Consider the following 22,557-nt stretch of genomic DNA (forward strand, 5'->3'; position numbering starts at 1 on the left):
TAAATAGTTCGAAAATTGTGAAGTCGCTGCACAATTTGTAACTGGCCCCAGAGGCAAGCGGGTTTGGGTGGATTGAATTTTGAGAACGGAAGATTTGCGACTATCGTGACGCTTCGGTTTTTCGGACGTCATAGACCGGTACGATTGAAGTTGAATGGCCAACATTGGCCTTCGGCACCTTGGAAGAGGCAGAATTTTATGATCATCAAACCGCGGGTTCGTGGCTTTATCTGTGTGACCGCTCACCCTGTTGGCTGTGAAGCGAACGTCAAAGAGCAGATCGACTACGTAACTAGCTGCGTATCTAAAAGCGGCGCCATCGAAGGCGGTCCAAAGAAGGTGCTGGTCCTCGGCGCTTCCACTGGTTACGGCCTGGCCGCGCGCATCAGTGCCGCGTTTGGCTGCGGTGCCGACACCCTGGGCGTGTTTTTTGAAAAAGAAGGCGAAGAAGGCAAGCTGAGCTCCGCTGGCTGGTACAACAGCGCGGCGTTCGAGAAGTTTGCCGTGGAAAAAGGCCTGTACGCCAAGAGCATCAACGGCGACGCGTTTTCCGATGAGATCAAGCGCCTGACCATCGACACCATCAAGAAAGACCTGGGCAAGATCGACCTGGTGGTCTACAGCCTGGCCGCGCCACGCCGTACCGACCCGCAAGGCGTGGTGCACACTTCCACCCTCAAGCCGATCGGCAAGGCCGTGACCCTGCGCGGTATCAACACCGACAAGGGCGTCGTGGTCGACACCACCCTGGAGCCTGCCACCCAGGAAGAAATCGACGGCACCGTCAAAGTGATGGGCGGTGAGGACTGGCAGCTGTGGATCGACGCCCTGCGTGACGCCGATGTACTGGCTGAAGGCGCCAAGACCACCGCGTTCACCTACCTCGGTGAGAAGCTGACCCAGGACATCTACTGGAACGGTTCCATCGGCGAAGCCAAGAAAGACCTCGACAAGAAAGTCCTGACCCTGCGCGACAACCTCGCTGCGCTCAAGGGCGATGCCCGCGTGTCGGTACTCAAGGCCGTGGTTACCCAGGCCAGCTCGGCGATTCCGATCATGCCGCTGTACCTGTCGCTGCTGTTCAAGGTGATGAAAGAGCAGGGCACCCACGAAGGCTGCATCGAGCAGGTCTACGGCCTGTTCAGGGACAGCCTGTACGGCAAAGAGCCCAAGCTCGATGCTGACGGCCGCCTGCGCGCCGACCTGGCCGAGCTGGAGCCGAAGGTCCAGGACGCCGTGGCCGCGCTGTGGAACCAGGTGACTGACGACAACGTTAACGAAATCAGCGATTTCGCCGGTTACAAGGCTGAGTTCCTGCGTTTGTTCGGTTTTGAAGTCGACGGCGTGGACTACGACGCGGACGTGAACCCGACCGTCAAGATCAACGGTCTGGTCCAGGCATAAGCGCTATCACTGTGGCGGCTTGATAATCGACTTATCAAGCCGCTTTTTGCTGCTCAGCTGTCAGGCTTGCCTGGAACCAGACAGGCGCTGTTTTGCCAGGGTGAAGTCTGACCGCCTCACATTCACCACCTCCTTCTCCCATAGCGGATTGAGCGGCACGTGATAACCGCTGTCCTTGGCGGTCTTTATCAGCTCAGCCATTTCCCTGCTGTCATGGATGATACTGATCTCATCGAATCTACCTAGCTTTGCCGGCAGGAAGAAAGTCGCCGGGTAGTTTGCTGCCACGTCCGTCGCAGGGCTGCCTGAGTCTGCATTGTGATGGACCACCCGCTCCGCGTCGCCGACCAGCTTTCGATTGATGATTCCGATCATTTCCTCTATTCGCGGCGTGATATTGCCGAGATCGGGGTTTTCCTTGTGGTAGAAATGAGCGGCATTTTCAAAGTCCGCCGATAACTCCCGTGGAACTTGCTGGTAGTGGCTAACCCGATCCCTGAAGACACTGTGGGCGATATCGGGTACCGGCAGCTTATCCTGGGCGCCAAAGTCACTTAGGTGAGGCGCGATCATGTGCAGGTCATAGTCGGCGGTCAAGGCCTTGCCCTCTAGCTGCTTGGCCAGCACGTGCAGCACCTTGCCGTTGTGCGTAATCAGATAGTTGTCGTCGCCAGGCGTGGCGGGATGGGCTTGGAATGCATAATGCTGCCGACTTGGCCCGCGAGCGCTCAATTGCAGCGTGCCATCACCTCCGCGAGCTGCCAGCCCAGTGATTTGGCCAAGTTTTACCAGCTCGTCAATGCGATGACGCGAGAGTTTCAAGGGGATCGGGACTGCATGGCCTTGCTCGATGCAGTCCAGGATCTTCGCGTTGGCGTTAGCCACTGTTTCCGGTGATTTGTGCGCGAACTGTTCGAGCTTGCTAAATGCCTGGTCCGTACAGATCAAGCCGGACTGTGGCCCCCAATTGGCACTTTTGCCTTTGATATGAAAGTCCTTGGTGGGGTGCCCGGCTTCTATCAGCCCTGTGGCCACGGATTCGACCGGGCGTATGCCGATGATGGAGTTGGTAGCTGCCGCTATCCGTTGCAAGGGGGCGAGGTGGCTCGACACTATTCCGGTTCGCGCTTTTGCCTGGTCGATCAGTGCATGCGGGGCATCGACCTCCGACGTAGTGCTGGCCTGCACAAGCGCCTGGTTGCGTTGCAGTACTTCCAGACTGAGCGCAGAAGGTGATGTTACAGCGGTAATCATGGCAATCATTGGAATACCTCTACGTCACGTTTTTTTGCGACCGTATTGATGATTCCTTTCAGTCATGGATTTCCCTGAGAGCGAAGCTCACCTTAAACGATGCTTTCGGCGATTTGAGTGGGCGTTTCACTTTTCAGAACGGTCCTACCGTGGCTTACCTTTTGCTGTTTGCTCCGGCATGCAAGACTGCGTCATCCATGTGCGCAAACAGGAGGACCCATGACGATTCGTGCAGTCGTGTTTGATTTCGGCGGTGTGTTGTTTGACTGGAACCCGCAACATCTGTACCGCGAGCTCATTGCCGATGAGCAGGAGCGGCAATGGTTTCTCGACAATATCTGCACCCAGGCCTGGAACACCGAACAGGATGCTGGCCGCACCCTCGCCGAAGCCACCCGCCACCTGATTGAGCAACACCCCGAACATCAGCGCCTGATCCAGGCTTATTACGAGCGCTGGCACGAGATGTTGCGTGGTGAGTTGCCCGAAGGTGTCGCAATTCTCACTGCGTTGCATCAAGCGAATATGCCGCTGTTCGGGCTGACCAACTGGTCGGCGGAAACCTTCCCCTATGCCCGCGAACACTACCCGTTCCTCCAGGTTTTCCGCGATATCGTCGTATCGGGCCAAGTGAAACTGGTCAAGCCTGACCCGGCGATCTACCATGCCAGCCTCGATCAGGTGCGCGCCCATTTGCCGGATGTCCAGCCTGGTGAAGTGGTGTTCATCGATGACGTTGCCAGTAATGTCGAAGCGGCCGTCGCTCTTGGTTGGCAGGGGATTCACCATGTGTCGGCCGAGCGTACCGCCGCACGTCTGCACGAGTTGGGGGTGGGCTTCTAGCGCGCCCACTTCTCCATGGCAAAGTCGACGAAGGCGCGCAGCTTGGGCAAGCGGTAACGGTCTTGGCGATACAGCAGATGCATGGGGCGGCTGGACAGTTGATAGCTGGTCAGCAAGGCTACCAACTTGCCGCTCTCCAGGTCCTGCTGCACCAGGGCATCGGCCAGCATGCTGATGCCCATCCCATTGACGGCCGCCTGGCGCAAGCCCTGCGAGCTGTTGATGGTCAATGAGCCGGAGACCGGAACCTCTACCTCGCCGTCCTCGTCGGTCATGCGCCACAGCTTGTCGGTGTCGCGCCAGTTGTCGTTCGCCGGATAGGCGAACGCCAGGCAGTTGTGGTGCCGCAAGTCATCGGGCGTCGACGGCGTGCCGCGTCGCGCCAGGTAATCAGGCGACGCGCAGAGGGTCAGGGTGTAATCCTGCAGTGGCCGGGCGATCAGGCTGGAGGTTCCCAAGTCGCCGAGACGGATTGCCACGTCGAAGCCGCTGTCGACCAAGTCCATCCGCTCATTGCTCAGCACCACGTACAGGTCGATCTGCGGGTAGCGCTGGGAAAATTCGCTCAAGGCCGGCACCAGGCGTTCGCTGCCGAATACCGGTGGCACGGTAATACGCAGGCAGCCTTTGGGCGTTTCGCTGTGGATCTGCTCCGCCAGCAGTTCGGAGTCGGCCACCAGCCCGAGCACCTCAAGGCAGCGCTGGTAATACTCCCCGCCGAATTCCGTGAGGCTTTGTTTGCGCGTGGTGCGCTTGAGCAGGCTGACCCCCAGGCGCTGCTCCAGCGCGCGTAGGTGATTGCCGACCATGGTGGTCGACATTCCGCATTCCTGTGCGGCTGCGGTCATGCTGCCGGTCTCCACGACTTTCACGTACACCGACATTGCCTGGAACACATCCATTATCAAGCCCTGGTTCAAAGTCATTGCAGGAATGCGCAGTTTATCCAGCACGGGTGGCTAACGATACTGCACTCATCCTCACGATGCACTGGAGCTTGCCACCATGACCGCCGCCTGCCTGATGACCACGTATCAACCTTTGGCCCTGAGCTTCACCCGTGGCCTGGGTACGCGCCTGTGGGACCAGCAGGGCCGTGAATACCTCGACGCGGTGGCCGGTGTGGCGGTGACGAATGTGGGCCACTCCCACCCAAGGCTGGTGGCGGCGATCCGTGAGCAAGCGGGCCTGCTGCTGCACACCTCCAACCTCTACAGCATCGATTGGCAGCAGCAGCTGGCCCGGCGCCTGGCTCAGCTATCCGGCCTGGACTGCGCGTTCTTCAACAACTCCGGCGCCGAAGCCAACGAGACGGCGCTGAAACTGGCACGCTTGTATGGCTGGAAAAAAGGCATTGAAGAGCCCTTGGTGGTGGTGATGGAGAACGCCTTCCACGGGCGTACCCTCGGCACCATGGCGGCCAGTGACGGGCCCTCGGTGCGCCTGGGTTTCCAGCGTTTGCCGGGGGATTTTCTCAAAGTCGGGTTTGGCGATCTGGTGGCCCTCGAAGCCATTACTGACCAATTCGGCACACGTATAGCGGCCGTGCTGCTGGAACCGATCCAGGGCGAAAGTGGCGTGTTGCCCGCGCCGCCCGGCTACCTGAAAGCCCTGCGCGATCACTGCACGCGCCACGGCTGGCTGATGATGCTGGATGAAATCCAGACCGGCATCGGCCGCACCGGCGCCTGGTTTGCCTTCCAGCACGAGGGCATTACCCCGGACGTGATGACCCTGGCCAAAGGCCTCGGCAACGGCGTACCCATTGGCGCCTGCCTGGCCCGGGCCGCCGTCGGCCAGTTGTTTACCCCCGGCAGTCACGGCAGCACCTTTGGCGGCAACCCCTTGGCCTGCCGGGTGGGCTGCACGGTGCTGAACATCATTGAAGAGCAAGGCTTGCTGCATAACGCTGCGCAACAAGGTGCACGGCTGCTGGCGCGGTTGCGGGTGGAATTGAGCGAGCATCCGCAGGTAGTGGCGATTCGGGGGCAGGGCCTGATGATCGGCATCGAACTGGCTCGCCCGTATCGCGATCTGGCCCAGCGTGCGGCGCAGGAGCATGGGCTGCTGATTAACGTGACGCGCGGCAAGATCATCCGCCTGCTGCCACCGCTGACGCTGGATGCCAAGGAAGTCGAGATGATCGTACGGGCGATCACCCGTTTACTTGAGTAAAACCCGATCAAAACCTTTAAAGGTCACTCCCGTTCAGCCATTCCTGGTTCATGGTTTCGGTATCTCCCAGGTATTCCAACAACCACGTCATCGCCGGCGACAGTTTGTTCTGCGCCCACGCCACGCACGAGGGGCTGGCAGGGAAGGGCCGGTGCAGTTGCAGCGCCACCAGCTCACCGCGCTCGATCCATGGCAGCACCTGATGCGCCGGGGCCATGCCGACGCACAAGCCATCACGCAGGCAATCGAGCGCCGAGGACCAGTTGGGCACCACCAGGCGCCGCTGGTTATCCAGGGTCCAGGTATCGCGCTTGGGCAGGTTGCGTGAGGTGTCGGTCATGCACAGGGATGCATATGGGCGAAGTTGATCGTCACTGAGCAGGCCTTCTATCGCCGCCAAGGGATGCCTGGCGCTGACCACGCACAGCCAGTTCAACAGGCCCATGTCGCGGAATGTGAAGTGGCTGGCCACCGGCACCGCGCTGGTGGCGCCGATCACAATGTCGGTGCGCTCATCCGCCAGGGCGTCCCACACGCCGTTGTACACCTCGTACTCCAGCAGCAATTCCACTTCGGGGAACTGTCGATAAAAATCCAGCACCAGTTGCCGACAGCGCTGCGGCTTGACGATGGAATCCACTGCCACCTTCAATTGCCCGCTCCAGCCATTGGCCACCTGCTGGCACAAGCGCCGTGTGCCGAGCATTTTTTTCATTACGCCACGGGCTTCGTCTATAAACAGCCGGCCGGCGGGCGTCAGCTCCACGTCACGGTGGCGCCGTATGAACAGCGGCACCGCCAGCCATTCCTCGAGTTGACGCACCGTATAGCTGATGGCCGACGGTACGCGATGCAGTTCCTGAGCGGCGGCACTGAAGCTGCCGTGGCGTGCGACGGCATCGACCACATCCAGGGAGTATTCGGACCACATGGCGGCTGCCTTCAAAATTATTGATAAGAGTGTCCAATTATTATCGCTTCACAGGGAAACTGTCAGCTTCATAATGGGCGCCAGTCAGCAAATAGTTTGATGGCAGGATCTACAAGGCTTCAATGAAAAATTCTTTTGGTTTCACTTGGTATCTGGCGGGGCTGAGCATGCTCGGTTATCTCGCCATGGACATGTATTTGCCGGCGTTTGGCGCCATGGGCGCGCAGTTGCAGATTGGCGCCGGGGCCGTCGGCGCCAGCTTGAGTATTTTCCTCGCCGGGTTTGCGCTAGGGCAGTTGCTGTGGGGGCCGTTGTCCGACCGGCTCGGGCGCAAGCCGGTGCTGCTTACGGGGCTGAGCCTGTTTGTACTGGGGTGCCTGGGCATGTTCTGGGTGCAGACCGCGCCGCAGCTGTGGGCGCTGCGTTTTATCCAGGCGATCGGTGTGTGTTCCGCCGCCGTGAGTTGGCAGGCGCTGGTGATTGATCGCTACCCGGCCGACAAGGCGCACCGCGTGTTTGCCAGCATCATGCCGCTGATGTCGCTATCGCCGGCCCTGGCGCCGCTGTTGGGCGCGATGGTGTTGAATCACTTTGGCTGGCAGGCGATTTTCGGCGTATTGCTGGGCGTGTCGCTGCTCTTGCTGCTGCCGACCGTGTTCCTGCGCAGCGCGCCGAAGCGCCAGACGGACGCACCGGTGCGCCTGGGCTATGCACAGCTGCTCACTTCACGGGTATTTACCGGCAACGTCATGATATTTGCCGCCTGCTCCGCCAGTTTCTTTGCCTGGTTGACCGCTTCGCCATTTATCCTTGGCGGCATGGGTTACAGCCCGAATGACATCGGCCTCAGCTACGTGTTGCCGACCCTGGCGTTTCTGGTCGGCGGCTACAGTTGCCGCAGCGCCTTGCAACGTTTGCCGGGCAAGACCCTGCTGCCGTGGCTGCTCGCGTTCTACTGCCTGAGCATGGTGGCGCTGTATCTGGTTGCAACCCTGACCGTGCCGACCCTTACTACCTTGCTGATTCCGTTCTGCCTGATGGCGCTGTGCAACGGTGCCAGCTATCCGATCGTGGTAGCGAATGCGCTGATGCCCTTTGCGGAAAATTCCGGCAAGGCGGCGGCGCTGCAAAATACCCTGCAGTTGGGCTTGTGCTTTCTTGCCAGCTTGTTGGTGTCCTCCATGATCGAGCAGCCGTTGTTGATTACGGTAATTGTGATGCTGGCGACCGCGCCGCTCGCTGTGCTGGGTTATTGGCTGGCGCGACCGAAGGCTCGGCGTTCAAAACTTGCAAGCGCATGAACTGACAGTACGGTCAAAAATGTGGGAGGGGGCTTGCCCCCGATAGCGGTGTATCAGTGCCAGCTAGGCTAGCTGACCCACTGCTATCGGGAGCAAGCCCCCTCCCACATTTGTATTGTGTTTCTTCAGTTAGAACGTCACTTCCAGATTCACCGTCGGCGTTGATGTGCGGCTCCCCCGGCCACCGTCCACGCCGAACTTGTTATGCCAGTACTCGTAGCCCACGCCCAGGTACAGGTTCGGTTTGACGCTCTTGCCCGGCCGCACCGCCACCATCAGCGCGGTGCGCATCAGGGCTTCCGGCGCTGTATCGCGGCCATGATAATCCTCGCCTTTCTCCCCCACGTAATTGATGAAGCCCTGGAATTTCGCCGCGTGGTTGGCGATCTCGAACGGGCGCATCCATGTCAGGTTGAGCATGTAAGTGTCGTCAAAGGTGTGGTTCGATTCCCGCGCGCCGGGAATGCCTGTGTGGTTCTTTTCCTTGTAGTACATCAGGCCCAGGTCCAGCACACCGACGGTATTGAATTTCAAGGTGGGGCCGACGACCAGGGCGCGTTTTTTGGCGGAAGCGACGTTGTTGTTGCGGTTGGCATCAAAACCCAGCGTCAGCGCGTAGTCCTTGATCAGCCCGGTGCCCAGCGGCGTGTCGAATACCCGTGAGGCATACAGTTGGTGCCGGTACACCGCGTACACCTCGCTGCCACCGTGGTCGGTGCCCTTGCGCGGGTCGTTGCTGTCAGACAGGAACACATCGAGATTCAGAAAATTGCTGCCGTACTGGTAGCCGCTGGCGTGGGTGAAGCTGTAGATGCGCTTGCTGAAGTCGTCGGGGTTGTTCGGGTTGGTGAAGTGCTGACCGTAGCGAAACCCCAGGCTGTTGTTCATCCACTCCACTGCGACAGCCTCGCCGCCGCCGAGGAGGGTCAATGCGACGGTTGCGCCCTGCAATGCCTTTTTCATTCTGTTGGCTCCTTTGGCGTTCTGGCTCATGACGGCCGGATTGTTTTTGTAACGCCGCGGCAGGGTATCTTGTCTGAACGATTGTATACAACTCTATGGACATACAGTCTGAACATTGCATACAGTGAGCGCACAACAAAAACAGAGACCCCTCACCATGACTATCCCGAAGGCGTCACCGCAGCGGCCCGAAGATGAAAATCTAGGCGTCGCCGCCAACATGGCTTACGGCCTGCAGCATGTACTCACCATGTACGGCGGCATCGTTGCTGTACCGTTGATCGTCGGCCAGGCGGCCGGGTTGTCACCTGCGGATATTGGCCTGTTGATCGCCGCGTCACTGTTCGCCGGCGGCCTGGCCACGTTGTTGCAAACCCTTGGCCTGCCGTTCTTCGGTTGTCAGCTGCCGCTGGTGCAGGGCGTGTCGTTCGCGGGTGTGGCGACGATGGTGGCGATCGTCGGCAGCGACGGGGCAGGGGGCGTGCCGGCGATTCTCGGCGCGGTGATGGCCGCGTCGTTCATTGGTTTGTTGATCACTCCGGTGTTTTCACGCATCACCCAGTTTTTCCCGCCGCTGGTGACCGGTATCGTGATTACCACCATCGGCCTGACCCTGATGCCCGTGGCGGCGCGCTGGGCCATGGGCGGCAACAGCCGCGCGGCGGATTTCGGCAGCATGTCGAATATCGGCTTGGCTGCACTGACGTTGGTGCTGGTGTTGCTGTTGAGCAAAATCGGCAGCGCAGCCATCTCGCGCTTGTCGATTTTGCTCGCGATGGTGATCGGCACAGTGATCGCGGTGTTGTTGGGTATGGCCGACTTCTCCGCCGTCACCCAGGGGCCCATGTTCGGTTTTCCCACGCCCTTCCATTTCGGCATGCCGACCTTTCATGTGGCGGCGATTATTTCCATGTGCATCGTGGTGATGGTCACGCTGGTGGAGACCTCGGCGGACATCCTGGCCGTGGGCGAGATCATCGACACTAAAGTTGACTCCAAACGCCTCGGCAATGGCCTGCGCGCCGACATGCTGTCGAGCATGTTCGCGCCGATCTTCGGCTCCTTCACGCAAAGCGCATTCGCCCAGAACGTCGGCCTGGTGGCGGTCACCGGGGTGAAGAGTCGGTTCGTGGTGGCAACCGGCGGGGTGTTCCTGGTGGTGCTGGGCCTGCTGCCGTTCATGGGCCGGGTGATTGCCGCCGTGCCCACATCGGTGCTTGGCGGGGCCGGCATTGTGCTGTTCGGCACGGTGGCGGCCAGCGGTATTCGCACGCTGTCCAAGGTGGATTATCGCAACAACATGAACCTGATCATCGTGGCCACCAGTATCGGTTTCGGCATGATCCCCATCGCTGCCCCCAGTTTCTATGACCAGTTTCCCAGCTGGTTCGCGACCATTTTCCATTCGGGCATCAGTTCGTCGGCGATCATGGCGATCTTGCTGAACCTGACGTTCAACCATTTCACCGCCGGTAACTCGGACCAGCAATCGGTATTCGTGGCGGGGACTGAGCGCAGTTTGTGCTTTCGCGACGTGGCGGCGCTGCGCGATGGGGATTACTACCGAGGTGGGAAGTTGTTCGATGCCGAGGGTAAGGAGATTCCGCTGGTGGCGGATACTTTGAGAAAAGCATCAAAGCCTGAGCCCACCGAGGTCTAAATGTGGGAGGGGGCTTGCCCCCGATGGCGATGTGTCAGCCAATATCTCCATTGGCTGACACACTGCTATCGGGGGCAAGCCCCCTCCCACATTTGGAATCTAGCCAGCCTTGAGCGCCGTGTGCTGCATTGAGCACACCTCATCCAGAAACTTCACCACTGTCCCCATGCACGCCTGGCGTTCTTCCACGTGGGGCATGTGGCTGGAGTCTTCGAACAGCGCCCAGCGTACGTCCGGGATTTCATCCAGGAACGGCTTGACCACCAACGGCGTGGCTTCGTCATGGCGACCGGAGATCACCAGGGTCGGCACCTTGATGGCCGACAGTCGGCCAATCACATTCCAGTCCTTCAAGCTGCCAATCACATGGAACTCGGTCGGGCCGCTCATGGCGTGGTACACCGTCGGGTCGGCATCGACCTGGGCGAAGGTGCGCGCCACCTCTTCCGGCCATGGGTTGACGCGGCACACGTGCTGGTCGTAGAAAATCCGCGAAGCCGCTTGGTATTCCGGGTCTTGGTAGTTACCGGCGGCCTCATGCTTGAGCAGGGTTTCATGCACACCTTCGGGCAACAATTTGCGCAGCCGATTGGCCTCGCTGACCCAGGTGCGCATGCACGTCGGTGAGTTGGCCGGGATAAAGGCACGCAGGCCCTTGGGCTGCAAAATGGCATGTTCGCTGCCGAGCATGCCGCCCCAGGATTGCCCGAGGATCGCGTAGTTGTCGCTGATTTGCAGGTGGTCGAGCAGGTTGTTCAACTCGTCGAGGAACAAACCGATGGTCCAGAACGAAGAAGGCTTGTCAGGTAAATGCGTCGAGCGGCCATTGCCCAATTGGTCGTAGTGAATCACCGCATGGCCGCTGGCGGCGACATCCTTGAACGCGTCGACGTAATCGTGGGTGCAGCCGGGTCCGCCATGGATGATCACCAGCGGTGTGCGGCCTGTCGCCAGCTCACCGGTGATGCGATACCACGTCTGATAGGCGCCGAAGGGTGCGTAGCCTTCGCGGACTTTCTCGATGAATTCCATTTCGTACCCTGCTCTGAAAAAAGGATCAGGGCTACGATAGTCTGCACGCAACGTTTAGGTAACTAGCAAAACAGCTAGGTTTTGCCTAAGGATCAATCGTCCAGCAACCGGTAGTGCGTGGCTCGCACCACCGCCTGCACGCGGTTCTTGGCGCCCAATTTGTGCATGGCCGACGCCAGGTGCAGGGTGACCACCGCCAGCGAACGGCTCAATTGCGAGGCGATCTCGGCCGCAGTCAAGCCATCGGCGGCCCATTTCAGGCACTCGCGCTCGCGTTTGGTCAGGTGGATATGCGGGTAGGTGCGCAACGCTTTGTTGAATAAAGGGTAAGCCGCCTCCTGTAACGCATGGCTAATCACGCTGAAGTCCGACAAGGTTTGCTGCGCATCCTTCAATACCGTGCTCGCCGTACCGGTGCGCAGGCCGGTCAACGAGGCGAAGCCACCGCGGGGCAGGTGGATCGGTACGCTGACGCCGCAGGTCAACTGCTGTTCGTGCAGGTAGGACGAAACGGGTGCATGGCAGGGGTCGATGATCGTTTGCAGGGCAGTCTCGGCCTTGGCCTCATAAGACCAGACAAATGGCGACACACTGTTCAAGGCCAAATGTTGCACCGGGTCGATCTGGTAGAACCCTTCGCTGCACCACAAGGCGTGCCAGTCGGTCGGCGTGTTGCGCAGTTGCAGCACCGAGGGCGTGATCAGCGCACCGTTGAGGTCGATAGGCACTGGCGTGTAGTCGTACACCAGCGCATCGAAGCCCAACTGTTGGGCGAGGATAAACGTATTGTCCATCTGCTCGTCCAGGCTCCTGCCCGGCATCAGACGACTATTGAAGGCAGTTAGCTTGGCCAGCATCCGTTCTGCTCCCGAATTCATTTGAATCTCGACTTGCTGCAAGTAGAATGCCACGCCCCGGCGAAGGACTGCCAGGCCAAACCTATAAGAAACGCTAGGTTATGGACGCGCGGCATCCTCGGTAGTGTTGACGTGATAAACGGCCACTACCTGCCAGGCCGATACAACACAAGGAATGTATGCATGTGGCGTGAAATAGCCCCCGACCAGCGGTACAACGTGCAAGTCGACGGCCATAATCTCGTGGTCTACAGCTTTGGCGACGGCGATGAGGTGCTGCTGTGCCTCAACGGCGGCCCGGGCCTGCCGTGTGACTATTTGCGCGACGCCCATGGCTGGCTCAAAGAACATAACCTGCGAGTGGTTGCATTCGACCAGCTTGGCACCGGCGCATCAGCCAGACCGAACGACGTTTCCTTGTGGGAAATCCGCCGTTATGTCGAAGAAGTTGAAACCGTCCGCCAGGCCCTGGACCTGGGCCGTGTGCACTTGCTCGGGCATTCCTGGGGCGGTTGGCTGGGCATCGAGTACGCCATTCATTATCCCGATGCGCTGAAAAGCCTGATCCTCGAAAACACCGTCGGCGATATTCCGCACTTGTCCCAGGAGCTTGAGCGCCTGCGCGGCGCCCTCGGCAGCGAAACCGTGGCCATGATGCAGCGTCATGAAGCCATGGGCACCCTCGACCACCCGCAGTATCAAGCCGCTATCACCTTGCTCAACTACCGCCACGTCTGCCGTCTGGATGAATGGCCGGAGCCGGTCAAACGCTCCCTCGGCGACTGGAACATGGGGCCCTACGAAACCATGCAAGGGCCCAACGAATTCCTGTATGTCGGCAACCTCAAGGACTGGAACCGCCTTGCCGAAATGGCCGACTTGCGCATGCCGATACTGATCACCACCGGCCAGCACGACGAACTCACCCCGGCCTGTGCCATGCGCATGAAAATGGCGGCCCGGCACGCCGAATTGCACGTATTTCCCAACAGCAGCCATATGCCGTTCTACGAAGAACCCCAGGCGTATTTCCCGGTGCTGCTGGACTTTCTCGCCCGCCACCGAGGCTGATGGATGAACCTGGCCCGCTACCGTTTTGTGTTGTCCCGGCCCCTGCAGTTGTTGCCGGTGCTGTTGGGCATCAGTTTGATCACCTTTGTGCTGGTGCGCTCGATCCCGGGCGATCCGGCGCGTGCGCTGCTGGGCTCGCGCAGCACGCCGGACGCATTGCTGAAAATCCGCGCCCAGTACGGCCTCGATGAGCCGTTGTGGCTGCAATATTTCTACTTCCTGAAAAACCTGCTCAAGGGCGACCTCGGCCAATCACTGCTGTACAAGGTCGACGCCCTCAAGCTGATCGTCACCCGCATCGAACCGACCCTGGTGCTGGTGCTCGGCAGCGTGGTGCTGGCACTGTTGATCGCGGTGCCGCTGGCGACACTGGCGGCGCGCAATAAAGGCGGCTGGCCCGACACCCTGATTCGCGTGTTCACCACGGTCGGCCTGGGCATGCCGGCGTTCTGGCTGGGCCTGATGCTGATCCTGTTGTTGAGTGTGCAATGGGGCCTGTTTCCGGTGTCCGGTTATGGCCGCACCTGGCTGGACAAGGCCCACCATATGCTGCTGCCGTGTCTGACCATTGCGCTGGCGCTGTCGGCGGTGCTGGTGCGTAATCTGCGCGCGAGCATGCTGGTGGAACTGCAGGCCGACCATGTCACCGCTGCACGGGCGCGGGGGCTCTCTGAAGCCGCCGTGTTCCGCCGCCATGTGGTGCCCAATTCGCTGGTGCCGGCGGTTAACCTGCTGGCAGTGAATATCGGCTGGCTGATCAGCGGCACGGTGGTCATCGAAAGCCTGTTCGCCATTCCCGGCATCGGCCAGTTGCTGGTGCGCGGTATTTTTACCCGCGATTACATAGTGGTGCAGGGCGTGGCGATGGTTCTGGCCTGTGCGACGGTGGTGGTCAACTTCGTCGCCGACGTGGTGACGGTGGCCCTCGACCCACGGGTGAAGATGCAATGAACAGCCGCCCATTGGTCGCCCCCTGGCGCCTGCGCCTGGGTTTTGGCAACGGTCGCCTGACTGCCGCATGGGGCCTGTTGATACTGTTTGCATGGTTGACCCTGGCGCTGTTCGCGCCGTGGATCGCCCCCTACGACCCCATCGCGCAGAACACCGAGATGAGTCTGCTCGCGCCCGGCATTGCGCACCCGTTCGGCACGGACAACTACGGCCGCGACATCCTTTCACGGGTGATCTGGGGCGCGCGCATCGACCTGCAGCTGGCGATTGTCGGGGTGATCTTTCCGTTCATGATCGGCACCTTCGTCGGCGCGGTGTCCGGCTATATCGGTGGGCGCTTCGACAGTGTGTGCATGCGCGTGATCGATGTGGTGCTGGCGTTTCCGTTCCTGGTGCTGATGCTGGCGATCATGGCCATTCTCGGGCCTGGGCTGCAGAGCTTTTACATCGCCATGGCGCTGGTGGGCTGGGTGTCGTATGCGCGGTTGATCCGCTCGCAGATCCTGGTGCTCAAGGAAAGCGAGTTCGCCCTGGCCGCCAAGAGCCTGGGGTTTGGCCATGGGCGCATCCTGTTCCGGCATTTGCTGCCCAATGCGCTGTTCGGCTCGATTGTGTTTTCCAGGTCCGACGCGGTGCTGGTGCTGCTCAACGGTGCGGCCGTGAGCTACCTGGGCCTGGGCGTGCAACCGCCCACCGCCGAATGGGGGACGATGGTCGCCGAGGGCCAGGCCTTTATCACTACCGCTTGGTGGATCTGCACCTTTCCAGGGGTGGCCATCGTGACCCTGGCCATGGGCTTCAGCCTGCTGGCCGATGGTGTGGCGCAGGTGTTGGGGGCTCGTTCATGAGCCTGCTGCAGGTGCGCGACCTCAGCGTGATCGCCAATAACGCCGGGCGCGAGCTGTGCCTGGTCGACCGCGTGTCCTTTGACCTGGCCGAAGGCGAGATCCTGGGGTTGGTCGGTGAAAGCGGTTCGGGCAAGACCCTGGCCTGTCGCGCGCTGATGCGCCTGTTGCCGTCGCCCAACCTGCGCGTACAAGGCGGCGCGGTGCAGTTGGCCGGCCAGGACCTGTTGCGCCTGGATGAAGCCGGCATGCGCACCATTCGGGGCGGGCAGTTGGGCATGATTTTCCAGAACCCCAGCAGTCACCTGGACCCGTTGATGCGTATCGGCGAACAGATCGCCGAGGGCATCCGCCTGCATCAGGGCGCCTCGAAAAAAGACGCGCGGCTGCAGGCTATCGACGTGCTGCGCCAAGTCGGCATTCCCGACCCGCAAGCGCGGGTCGACAACTATCCCCATGAATTTTCCGGCGGCATGCGCCAGCGCGCGATGATTGCGGTAGCCCTGGGGTGCAACCCGAAGGTGCTGATCGCGGACGAACCCACCACCGCCCTCGATGTGACGGTGCAGGCGCAAATCCTGCGGCTGTTGCTCGACCTTCGCGACAAGCGTGGCCTGTCGATCATCATGATTACCCATGACCTCGGCGTGGTAGCGCAAAGCTGCGACTCCATCGCGGTGATGTACGCCGGGCGCCTGTGCGAACACGGCAGCAAATACGAACTGCTCGCCCACCCCCGGCATCCTTACACCGCCGGGCTGATCGATTGCCAGCCAGCCCACAGCAGCGGTCATGCATTGCTGCGCACTATCCCTGGCCAGCCGCCACTGCTTGACGCACTGCCTGACGGCTGCCGCTTCAACCCCCGCTGCCCGCAGGTCGGCGCGCTGTGTACGACGCTGTTGCCGGAAGGCGCACGGGTGGCGTGTCACTATCCCCTCGGAGAACGCCCATGAGTCTGCTGCAGATCAAGGACCTGGAGGTGCGCTTTGCCGCGTCCGGCACAGGCCTGTTCGGGTTGAACAAGCAGTGGGTGAGGGCGGTGAACGGGGTTTCACTGAACCTGGCCGCCGGGGAAACCCTTGGGCTGGTGGGCGAGTCCGGCAGCGGTAAAAGTACGTTGGGGCGGGCGATCTTGCACCTGAACCCGATCAGCGCCGGGCAGGTGTTGTTTGACGGTGTCGACATGGCCCAGGGCAGCGCCATCGATATTGCGCGGTTGCGCCAGGAAACCGCGATGATTTTCCAGGACCCTTACGCCGCCCTGAACCCGCGCCTCACTCTCGGCGAAACCCTCGCCGAAGTGTTGCGGGTGCAGCGCAAGGTCGCCCCGGAAAACATCCGCGCCCGGGTCGATGAGCTGCTCGAGCTGGTCGGCCTACGGCCTGAATTGGCGTCGCGCAAGCCGGGCTCCCTCAGCGGCGGCCAGTGCCAGCGCGTGGGGATCGCAAGGGCGCTGGCGGTGGAGCCGCGCTTGATCATCGCCGACGAATGCGTGGCGGCGCTGGATGTGTCGATCCAGGGCCAGATCATCAACTTGCTGCTGCAATTGCAACAGCGCATGAACCTGGCGATCTTGTTCATCGCCCATGACCTGGCCATCGTGCGGCGCCTGTGCGACCGCGTGGCGGTGATGTACCTGGGCAAGATCGTCGAGGAGGGGCCGGTGGAAGCGGTGTTCACTGCACCGCGTCACCCGTATACGGCGGCGTTGATCGAAGCGATTCCACAGATTGACCCGCATCGTCCGTTACCGGCGCAGCCGCTGCCCGGCGAACCACCCAGCCCACTGAATCTGCCCACAGGTTGCGCGTTTCACCCGCGTTGCCGGTATGCCCGCGCCATGTGTTCCGTGGTGTTGCCGCCCACCCATTCGCTGCATGAGCATCGATACAGTTGCGTGCTTGAACAACCTTTGACCCTTCCTGCCCATCATGAACAAGGAGTTATGACATGCAATCGCGCCATTTGAAATTGCTCGCCGCCGCCACGCTGACCGCCTGGTCCCTCACTGCCGGCCTGGCCCAGGCCGCCGGCGTCTTGACCATCGGCTGCCGTGAAGACAGCACCACCTTTGACCCGATCAAAAGCGCGCAGAACCGCGATACCTGGGTGTTCGCCAACGTCTACGACACCCTGGTGCGCGTGGATAACCTGGGCACCAAAATGGAACCGGGCCTGGCACAAAGCTGGGAGATTTCCAAGGACGGCCTGACCTACACCTTTAAACTGCGCGAGGCGGAGTTTTCCGACGGTTCGCCGATCACCGCCAGCGATGCGGCGTTCAGCCTGTTGCGCATCCGCGATAACAAGGCGTCGCTGTGGAGTGACCCGTTCAGCCTGATCGACACCGCCAAGGCCAGCGATCCGAAGACGCTGGTGGTCACCCTGAAAACCCCGGCGGTGGCGTTTCTCTCGCAACTGGCCTCGCCAACGGTGTCGATCCTGTCGGAAAAAGCCATGACGGCGATGGGCGAAGACGCCTACTCGGAAAACCCGGTGACCTCCGGCGCCTTCACCGTGGACGAATGGCGCAAGGGCGACCGCGTGATCCTGAAGAAGAACCCGAACTTCTGGCAGGCCAGTAAGGTCAGCCTGGACGGCGTGGAATGGGTGTCGGTCACCGACGACAACACACGCATGCGCATGGTGCAGAACAACGAACTGGACACGGCGATCTTCGTACCCTTCTCCCGTGTCGAGGAGCTGAAGAAAGACCCGAACGTGGTGATCCACGCCGACCCGTCCACCCGCGAAGATCACCTGCTGATCAACCACGCGCACGGCCTGCTGGCCAAGCCGCAGGTGCGTGAAGCGCTGGACATGGCCATCGACAAACAATCGTTGGTGAAGACCGCCACTTACGGACAAGGCACCGTGGCGTATTCCTACATCCCCAAAGGCTCGCTGTATCACTACGCCAATAACCTGCAGCGCCCGTATGACCCGACTGCGGCCAAAAAGCTGCTGGCGCAGGCAGGCGCCAACGACTTGAAGCTCAACTACGTGGTCAATGCCGGCAATGAAGCTGACGAGCAGATTGCGGTGATCATCAAGGACCAGTTGGCCAAGGTTGGCGTCACCGCCAACCTGCAGAAAGTCGACCCGACCCAGAGCTGGCAGATGCTGGTGGACGGTGAGTACGATATTTCGGTGATGTACTGGACCAACGACATCCTCGACCCGGACCAGAAGACCACCTTCGTGCTGGGCCACGACACCAACCAGAACTACATGACCCGCTACCAGAACGACAAGGTCAAGGCGCTGGTGGCACAAGCGCGCATCGAGGCCGACCCGGCCAAGCGTGAGCAGATGTATGTGGAATTGCAGAAACTGGCGAAGCAGGATGTGAACTGGATCGATCTGTATTACAGCCCGTATATCAACATCTCACGCAAGAATGTGAGCAACTTCCTGCAGAACCCGCTGGGGCGCTTCACCCTTGAGGAAGTGGTGAAAAACTGACAAGCGCTGCAATACCAATGTGGGAGGGGGCTTGCTCCCGATAGCGGTGGATCAGCCAATTAATCTGTTGGCTGACACTCCGCTATCGGGAGCAAGCCCCCTCCCACATTTTGATTTAGGTTGTGTCAGGGTTTATTGCGCATCAAACGCCTGTCCATTGATCCCCGCACTGTCCGGCCCCATCAAATACAGGTACACCGGCATGATCTCTTCCGGCGCCGGCCTTTCCATCGGGTTTTCCCCTGGGTACGCCTGGGCCCGCATGCTGGTGCGCGTACCGCCCGGGTTGATGCTGTTGGCGCGCACGGCGGCGACATCCTCCAGCTCATCGGCCAGGGTTTGCATCAAGCCTTCGGTTGCGAACTTCGACACACCGTAGGCGCCCCAATACGCCCGGCCCTTGCGCCCGACGCTGCTGGAGGTGAACACCACCGACGCATCCTGGGACAGTTTGAGCAGCGGCAGCAAGGTGCTGGTCAGCATGAACATCGCGTTGACGTTCACGTGCATCACCCGCATGAAGTTCTCGCCGGACAACTGTTCGATCGGTGTGCGTGGGCCGATGATCGAGGCGTTGTGCAGCAGGCCGTCGAGGCGGCCAATTTCCCTTTCGATCATCGCCGCCAGCTCGTCGTATTGATGGGGCAGGGCGGTCTCCAGGTTGAACGGGATCACCACCGGCTGCGGCTGGCCCGCCGCTTCGATCTCGTCATAAACCTGGGCCAGGTTGGCTTCGGTCTTGCCCAGCAGCAGTACGGTGGCGCCGTGGGCCGCGTAGGTTTTCGCCGCAGCGGCGCCGATCCCACGGCCGGCACCCGTAACCAGGATGATGCGGCCTTTGAGCAGTTCTGGCGGTGCAGCGTAATCAAACATAAATAGCCTCGACAAAATTCAACAGGTTCAGCACAGACTTCAGATCGCCGCCGATCCCCTGTGGGAGGGGGCTTGCCCCCGATAGCGGTGTGTCAGTCAACACATGCAGAAACTGACCCACCGCAATCGGGGGCAAGCCCCCTCCCACATTTGGATCTTCATCAGTCAGCAGGATCGGTGTGTCATCAGCAACTGCACAGCGCATTATCCAGCACCTTGCGCAGCTCCAGCGGGTGGTCCACCACCACATCCGCGCCCCAGTGACGCGGGTTGTCATCCGGGTGGATGTAGCCATAGGTGACTGCCGCCGTACGCGTACCAGCGTCGCGGCCGGATTCGATATCACGCAAATCATCGCCCACGAACAACACGCTGGCCGGGTCCAGGTTCAGCAGCTTGCACGCCAGGAGCATCGGTTCCGGGTCCGGCTTGCTGTTTTTCACGTGGTCCGGGCAGATCAGTACGGCCGAGCGTTCGGCCAGGCCCAGTCGCTGCATGATCGGCTCGGCAAAGCGCACCGGCTTGTTAGTGACCACGCCCCAGATCAGCTTGGCCTTCTCAATGTCTTTCAGCAGTTCGGCCATACCGTCGAACAGTTTGCTGTGCACTGCGCAGTCCTTGAGGTAGCGCTCGAGGAATTCCTGGCGCAGTGCTTCAAAGCCTGGCGACTCCGGGTCCATCGAGAAGGTCACGGCGACCATGGCCCGTGCGCCACCGGAAATTTCATCGCGGATGTGCTGCGGGTTGACCGGTGCCAGGCCACGCTCGGCGCGCATGGCCTGGCAGATGGCGATAAAGTCTGGCGCGGTGTCCAGCAGGGTACCGTCCATGTCGAAGAGAACCGCTCGCAACTTCACAGGCTTACTCCTCGCGCAGGGTCTGGATCATGTAGTTGACGTCAACGTCGCTGGCCAGCTTGTAGTGCTTGGTCAGTGGGTTGTAGGTCAGGCCGATGATGTCTTTTACGCTGAGGCCGGCCTGACGGCTCCAGGCCCCCAACTCGGACGGGCGGATGAATTTCTTGAAGTCGTGGGTGCCGCGCGGCAGCAGCTTCATGATGTATTCGGCGCCAATGATCGCGAACAGATAAGCCTTGGGATTGCGGTTGATGGTGGAGAAGAACACCTGGCCGCCGGGCTTGACCATGCGGAAACAGGCGCGGATCACCGAAGACGGGTCGGGCACGTGCTCGAGCATTTCCAGGCAGGTGACCACGTCGAACTGCTCGGGCATTTCCTCGGCCAGGGCTTCGGCGGTGATCTGGCGGTACTCCACGCTCACGCCGGATTCCAGCTGGTGCAGCTGGGCCACGGCCAGCGGCGCTTCGCCCATGTCGATGCCCATCACGGTAGCGCCACGCTGGGCCATGGCCTCGCTGAGGATGCCGCCGCCGCAACCGACGTCCAGCACCTTCTTGCCGGCCAGGTTGACGCGTTCGTCAATCCAGTTGACCCGCAGCGGGTTGATGTCGTGCAGGGGCTTGAACTCGCTTTCACGGTCCCACCAGCGGTGGGCCAGGGCTTCGAATTTGGCGATTTCGGCGTGGTCGACGTTGCTCATGGTGAATCCTCTGAATCTGATAAGTCGGTTTATTCGCTGTGCCCGCTGATGCGCTGGCCCCAGGCAATGGCCGTGGCGGTCAACTGTGCTTCGTCCATGCGGGTCAATCGTCGGTCGTCGAGCAACTGCTTGCCGGCGACCCAAAGGTGTTTCACGCAATCGCGACCGGTAGCGTAGATAAGCTGTGAGACCGGATCGTAGATCGGTTGTTGCGCCAGCCCCGAAAGGTCGAAGGCGACGATATCTGCGGCCTTGCCGACTTCCAGCGAGCCGATCTGGCTGTCCAGGCCCATCGCCCGCGCGCCATTGAGGGTCGCCATGCGCAGCGCGCGATGGGCGTCCAGCGCGGTCGCCGAACCAGCGACCGCCTTGGCCAGCATGGCGGCGGTGCGGGTTTCGCCCAACAGGTCGAGGTCGTTGTTGCTGGCGGCGCCGTCAGTGCCTATAGCCACATTGACGCCAGCCTGCCACAGGCGTTCAACCGGACAAAAGCCGCTGGCCAGTTTCAGATTCGATTCCGGGCAATGAATGACGCTGGTGTTGCTTTCTACCAGCAAAGCCAAGTCATCCTCGCTGATTTGGGTCATATGAACGGCCTGGAAGCGCGGGCCCAGCAAGCCAAGGCGTCCCAGGCGCGCCAATGGCCGCTCGCCGGTCTGTTCCACGGCCTGCTGCACTTCGAAGGCGGTTTCGTGCACATGCATATGAATCGCCGCGTCCAGCTCTTCGGCGATCACCCGGATTTTCTCCAGGTTGTCATCGTTGACGGTGTAAGGCGCGTGGGGGCCGAACGTGATCTTGATGCGGGGATGATGCTTGAGGTCGCCGAACAGCTCGATACCCTGGCGCATTGCCTCATCGGCGCTGCTGGCGCCGGGAATCGGAAAATCCAGGATCGGGATGGCGATCTGTGCGCGCATGCCGCTGTTGTGCACGCAGTCGCTGGCGACCTTGGGGTAGAAATACATGTCGGAGAAGCAGGTGATGCCGCCCTTGAGCTGCTCGGCGATGGCCAGGTTGGTGCCATCGCGGACGAAGGCTTCATCGACCCACTTGGCTTCGGCGGGCCAGATGTGTTTTTCCAGCCAGGTCATCAACGGCAGGTCATCGGCCAAGCCGCGAAACAGGCTCATCGCCGCATGCCCATGGGCGTTGATCAGGCCCGGGCTGAGCAGCATGCCGGGCAGCTCGCGCACTTCGCTGGCTTCAAGCTTGAGCGCCGCCGCCCGTGGCCCGATAAACACGATGCAGCCGTCGCGGATACCCAGGCCATGCTCCTTGAGCACCACGCCAGCAGGTTCGACGGGGACCAGCCAGGTCGGCAGGAGCAATAAGTCGAGCGGGGCGGCAGTGGGCGTCATCGCAGGCT

The 22,557-nt window shown here is 60.9% G+C and carries 21 protein-coding genes; 11 read left to right on the plus strand and 10 right to left on the minus strand.

Going from position 1 to position 22,557, the window contains the following annotated elements; all coding sequences use genetic code 11:
• The first annotated feature begins 198 nt into the window (after window positions 1-198).
• Window positions 199-1,404, plus strand: a complete 1,206-nt coding sequence (fabV, locus tag C4J90_RS07595; protein ID WP_124419535.1) for an enoyl-ACP reductase FabV — start codon at window positions 199-201, stop codon at window positions 1,402-1,404.
• 60 nt (window positions 1,405-1,464) lie between these two features.
• On the opposite strand, the gene C4J90_RS07600 is transcribed toward fabV, so the two are convergent.
• Window positions 1,465-2,667: an anthrax toxin-like adenylyl cyclase domain-containing protein gene (locus C4J90_RS07600; protein WP_124414172.1), complete on the minus strand. Its 1,203-nt coding sequence runs from the start codon at window positions 2,665-2,667 to the stop codon at window positions 1,465-1,467.
• 210 nt (window positions 2,668-2,877) lie between these two features.
• On the opposite strand from C4J90_RS07600, the gene C4J90_RS07605 reads away from it, so the two are divergent.
• Complete coding sequence (locus C4J90_RS07605; RefSeq protein ID WP_124419536.1) at window positions 2,878-3,501, plus strand: HAD family phosphatase; 624 nt, start codon at window positions 2,878-2,880, stop codon at window positions 3,499-3,501.
• Here the strand turns inward: C4J90_RS07605 and C4J90_RS07610 are convergent.
• A complete protein-coding gene (locus tag C4J90_RS07610) occupies window positions 3,498-4,403 on the minus strand; it encodes a LysR family transcriptional regulator (RefSeq protein ID WP_124361837.1) in 906 nt (301 codons plus the stop codon). The genes C4J90_RS07605 and C4J90_RS07610 overlap by 4 nt on opposite strands.
• Before the next feature lie 103 nt (window positions 4,404-4,506).
• Here C4J90_RS07610 and C4J90_RS07615 point away from each other — a divergent pair, with 103 nt between their 5' ends.
• Window positions 4,507-5,676: an aspartate aminotransferase family protein gene (locus tag C4J90_RS07615; RefSeq protein WP_124414173.1), complete on the plus strand. Its 1,170-nt coding sequence runs from the start codon at window positions 4,507-4,509 to the stop codon at window positions 5,674-5,676.
• Window positions 5,677-5,692: 16 nt separating this feature from the next.
• Here C4J90_RS07615 and punR read toward each other — a convergent pair whose 3' ends face one another.
• Window positions 5,693-6,607: a DNA-binding transcriptional activator PunR gene (punR, locus tag C4J90_RS07620; protein WP_124414174.1), complete on the minus strand. Its 915-nt coding sequence runs from the start codon at window positions 6,605-6,607 to the stop codon at window positions 5,693-5,695.
• Between the two features lie 122 nt (window positions 6,608-6,729).
• Between punR and punC the strand changes: the two genes are divergently transcribed.
• Entirely contained in the window at window positions 6,730-7,908 is a 1,179-nt protein-coding gene (punC, locus tag C4J90_RS07625) for a purine nucleoside transporter PunC (RefSeq protein ID WP_124414175.1), read from the plus strand.
• Between the two features lie 129 nt (window positions 7,909-8,037).
• Here punC and C4J90_RS07630 read toward each other — a convergent pair whose 3' ends face one another.
• Window positions 8,038-8,871 (minus strand): nucleoside-binding protein, encoded by an 834-nt coding sequence (locus tag C4J90_RS07630; RefSeq protein ID WP_124419537.1) that lies wholly within the window; start codon window positions 8,869-8,871, stop codon window positions 8,038-8,040.
• Window positions 8,872-9,028: 157 nt separating this feature from the next.
• On the opposite strand from C4J90_RS07630, the gene C4J90_RS07635 reads away from it, so the two are divergent.
• The gene (locus C4J90_RS07635) at window positions 9,029-10,531 is read left to right on the plus strand and encodes a nucleobase:cation symporter-2 family protein (protein ID WP_124370069.1); all 1,503 of its coding nucleotides are present in this window, start codon (window positions 9,029-9,031) and stop codon (window positions 10,529-10,531) included.
• A 99-nt stretch (window positions 10,532-10,630) separates the two neighbouring features.
• On the opposite strand, the gene C4J90_RS07640 is transcribed toward C4J90_RS07635, so the two are convergent.
• Both C4J90_RS07640 and C4J90_RS07645 read right to left on the minus strand, forming a co-directional pair.
• Window positions 10,631-11,563 carry a proline iminopeptidase-family hydrolase gene (locus C4J90_RS07640; RefSeq protein ID WP_124366314.1) on the minus strand — a complete coding sequence of 311 codons (933 nt, stop codon included), beginning with the start codon at window positions 11,561-11,563 and terminating at the stop codon, window positions 10,631-10,633.
• Between the two features lie 92 nt (window positions 11,564-11,655).
• Window positions 11,656-12,420, minus strand: a complete 765-nt coding sequence (locus tag C4J90_RS07645; RefSeq protein ID WP_124361844.1) for a LuxR family transcriptional regulator — start codon at window positions 12,418-12,420, stop codon at window positions 11,656-11,658.
• A gap of 183 nt (window positions 12,421-12,603) precedes the next feature.
• Here C4J90_RS07645 and C4J90_RS07650 point away from each other — a divergent pair, with 183 nt between their 5' ends.
• Genes C4J90_RS07650 through C4J90_RS07675 form a run of 6 tightly spaced genes read left to right on the plus strand, consistent with a single transcriptional unit; the run spans window position 12,604 to window position 18,755 of the window.
• The gene (locus C4J90_RS07650) at window positions 12,604-13,491 is read left to right on the plus strand and encodes a proline iminopeptidase-family hydrolase (RefSeq protein WP_124419538.1); all 888 of its coding nucleotides are present in this window, start codon (window positions 12,604-12,606) and stop codon (window positions 13,489-13,491) included.
• A 3-nt stretch (window positions 13,492-13,494) separates the two neighbouring features.
• Window positions 13,495-14,442: an ABC transporter permease gene (locus C4J90_RS07655; protein ID WP_124419539.1), complete on the plus strand. Its 948-nt coding sequence runs from the start codon at window positions 13,495-13,497 to the stop codon at window positions 14,440-14,442.
• On the plus strand, window positions 14,439-15,290 hold the full coding sequence (locus C4J90_RS07660) for an ABC transporter permease (RefSeq protein ID WP_124419540.1): 852 nt from the start codon (window positions 14,439-14,441) through the stop codon (window positions 15,288-15,290). Before C4J90_RS07655 ends, C4J90_RS07660 begins: the two co-directional genes overlap by 4 nt.
• Window positions 15,287-16,243 (plus strand): ABC transporter ATP-binding protein, encoded by a 957-nt coding sequence (locus C4J90_RS07665; RefSeq protein ID WP_124361848.1) that lies wholly within the window; start codon window positions 15,287-15,289, stop codon window positions 16,241-16,243. Before C4J90_RS07660 ends, C4J90_RS07665 begins: the two co-directional genes overlap by 4 nt.
• Window positions 16,240-17,259, plus strand: a complete 1,020-nt coding sequence (locus C4J90_RS07670) for an ABC transporter ATP-binding protein (RefSeq protein WP_124419541.1) — start codon at window positions 16,240-16,242, stop codon at window positions 17,257-17,259. Before C4J90_RS07665 ends, C4J90_RS07670 begins: the two co-directional genes overlap by 4 nt.
• The gene (locus C4J90_RS07675) at window positions 17,241-18,755 is read left to right on the plus strand and encodes an ABC transporter substrate-binding protein (RefSeq protein WP_124419542.1); all 1,515 of its coding nucleotides are present in this window, start codon (window positions 17,241-17,243) and stop codon (window positions 18,753-18,755) included. The genes C4J90_RS07670 and C4J90_RS07675 overlap by 19 nt, the downstream gene beginning before the upstream one ends.
• A gap of 132 nt (window positions 18,756-18,887) precedes the next feature.
• Here C4J90_RS07675 and C4J90_RS07680 read toward each other — a convergent pair whose 3' ends face one another.
• The 4 genes from C4J90_RS07680 to C4J90_RS07695 form a co-directional block, all read right to left on the minus strand.
• Window positions 18,888-19,628 carry a YciK family oxidoreductase gene (locus C4J90_RS07680; protein WP_124419543.1) on the minus strand — a complete coding sequence of 247 codons (741 nt, stop codon included), beginning with the start codon at window positions 19,626-19,628 and terminating at the stop codon, window positions 18,888-18,890.
• A gap of 185 nt (window positions 19,629-19,813) precedes the next feature.
• Window positions 19,814-20,485 (minus strand): N-acetylmuramic acid 6-phosphate phosphatase MupP, encoded by a 672-nt coding sequence (mupP, locus tag C4J90_RS07685; RefSeq protein WP_124419544.1) that lies wholly within the window; start codon window positions 20,483-20,485, stop codon window positions 19,814-19,816.
• Between the two features lie 4 nt (window positions 20,486-20,489).
• Complete coding sequence (gene ubiG / locus C4J90_RS07690; protein WP_124361853.1) at window positions 20,490-21,188, minus strand: bifunctional 2-polyprenyl-6-hydroxyphenol methylase/3-demethylubiquinol 3-O-methyltransferase UbiG; 699 nt, start codon at window positions 21,186-21,188, stop codon at window positions 20,490-20,492.
• Window positions 21,189-21,217: 29 nt separating this feature from the next.
• Entirely contained in the window at window positions 21,218-22,549 is a 1,332-nt protein-coding gene (locus C4J90_RS07695) for a TRZ/ATZ family hydrolase (protein ID WP_124370076.1), read from the minus strand.
• Window positions 22,550-22,557 lie beyond the last annotated feature (8 nt).

This window comes from Pseudomonas sp. R2-60-08W (assembly GCF_003852335.1).
GTDB lineage: Bacteria > Pseudomonadota > Gammaproteobacteria > Pseudomonadales > Pseudomonadaceae > Aquipseudomonas.

Excerpts from the sequence above, each read along its gene's own strand:
- fabV (WP_124419535.1), top strand. The coding sequence starts at position 199 with ATGATCATCAAACCGCGGGTTCGTGGCTTTATCTGTGTGACCGCTCAC.
- C4J90_RS07600 (WP_124414172.1), bottom strand. The coding sequence starts at position 2,667 with ATGATTGCCATGATTACCGCTGTAACATCACCTTCTGCGCTCAGTCTG.
- C4J90_RS07605 (WP_124419536.1), top strand. The coding sequence starts at position 2,878 with ATGACGATTCGTGCAGTCGTGTTTGATTTCGGCGGTGTGTTGTTTGAC.
- C4J90_RS07610 (WP_124361837.1), bottom strand. The coding sequence starts at position 4,403 with ATGGATGTGTTCCAGGCAATGTCGGTGTACGTGAAAGTCGTGGAGACC.
- C4J90_RS07615 (WP_124414173.1), top strand. The coding sequence starts at position 4,507 with ATGACCGCCGCCTGCCTGATGACCACGTATCAACCTTTGGCCCTGAGC.
- punR (WP_124414174.1), bottom strand. The coding sequence starts at position 6,607 with ATGTGGTCCGAATACTCCCTGGATGTGGTCGATGCCGTCGCACGCCAC.
- punC (WP_124414175.1), top strand. The coding sequence starts at position 6,730 with ATGAAAAATTCTTTTGGTTTCACTTGGTATCTGGCGGGGCTGAGCATG.
- C4J90_RS07630 (WP_124419537.1), bottom strand. The coding sequence starts at position 8,871 with ATGAAAAAGGCATTGCAGGGCGCAACCGTCGCATTGACCCTCCTCGGC.
- C4J90_RS07635 (WP_124370069.1), top strand. The coding sequence starts at position 9,029 with ATGACTATCCCGAAGGCGTCACCGCAGCGGCCCGAAGATGAAAATCTA.
- C4J90_RS07640 (WP_124366314.1), bottom strand. The coding sequence starts at position 11,563 with ATGGAATTCATCGAGAAAGTCCGCGAAGGCTACGCACCCTTCGGCGCC.
- C4J90_RS07645 (WP_124361844.1), bottom strand. The coding sequence starts at position 12,420 with ATGCTGGCCAAGCTAACTGCCTTCAATAGTCGTCTGATGCCGGGCAGG.
- C4J90_RS07650 (WP_124419538.1), top strand. The coding sequence starts at position 12,604 with ATGTGGCGTGAAATAGCCCCCGACCAGCGGTACAACGTGCAAGTCGAC.
- C4J90_RS07655 (WP_124419539.1), top strand. The coding sequence starts at position 13,495 with ATGAACCTGGCCCGCTACCGTTTTGTGTTGTCCCGGCCCCTGCAGTTG.
- C4J90_RS07660 (WP_124419540.1), top strand. The coding sequence starts at position 14,439 with ATGAACAGCCGCCCATTGGTCGCCCCCTGGCGCCTGCGCCTGGGTTTT.
- C4J90_RS07665 (WP_124361848.1), top strand. The coding sequence starts at position 15,287 with ATGAGCCTGCTGCAGGTGCGCGACCTCAGCGTGATCGCCAATAACGCC.
- C4J90_RS07670 (WP_124419541.1), top strand. The coding sequence starts at position 16,240 with ATGAGTCTGCTGCAGATCAAGGACCTGGAGGTGCGCTTTGCCGCGTCC.
- C4J90_RS07675 (WP_124419542.1), top strand. The coding sequence starts at position 17,241 with ATGCAATCGCGCCATTTGAAATTGCTCGCCGCCGCCACGCTGACCGCC.
- C4J90_RS07680 (WP_124419543.1), bottom strand. The coding sequence starts at position 19,628 with ATGTTTGATTACGCTGCACCGCCAGAACTGCTCAAAGGCCGCATCATC.
- ubiG (WP_124361853.1), bottom strand. The coding sequence starts at position 21,188 with ATGAGCAACGTCGACCACGCCGAAATCGCCAAATTCGAAGCCCTGGCC.
- C4J90_RS07695 (WP_124370076.1), bottom strand. The coding sequence starts at position 22,549 with ATGACGCCCACTGCCGCCCCGCTCGACTTATTGCTCCTGCCGACCTGG.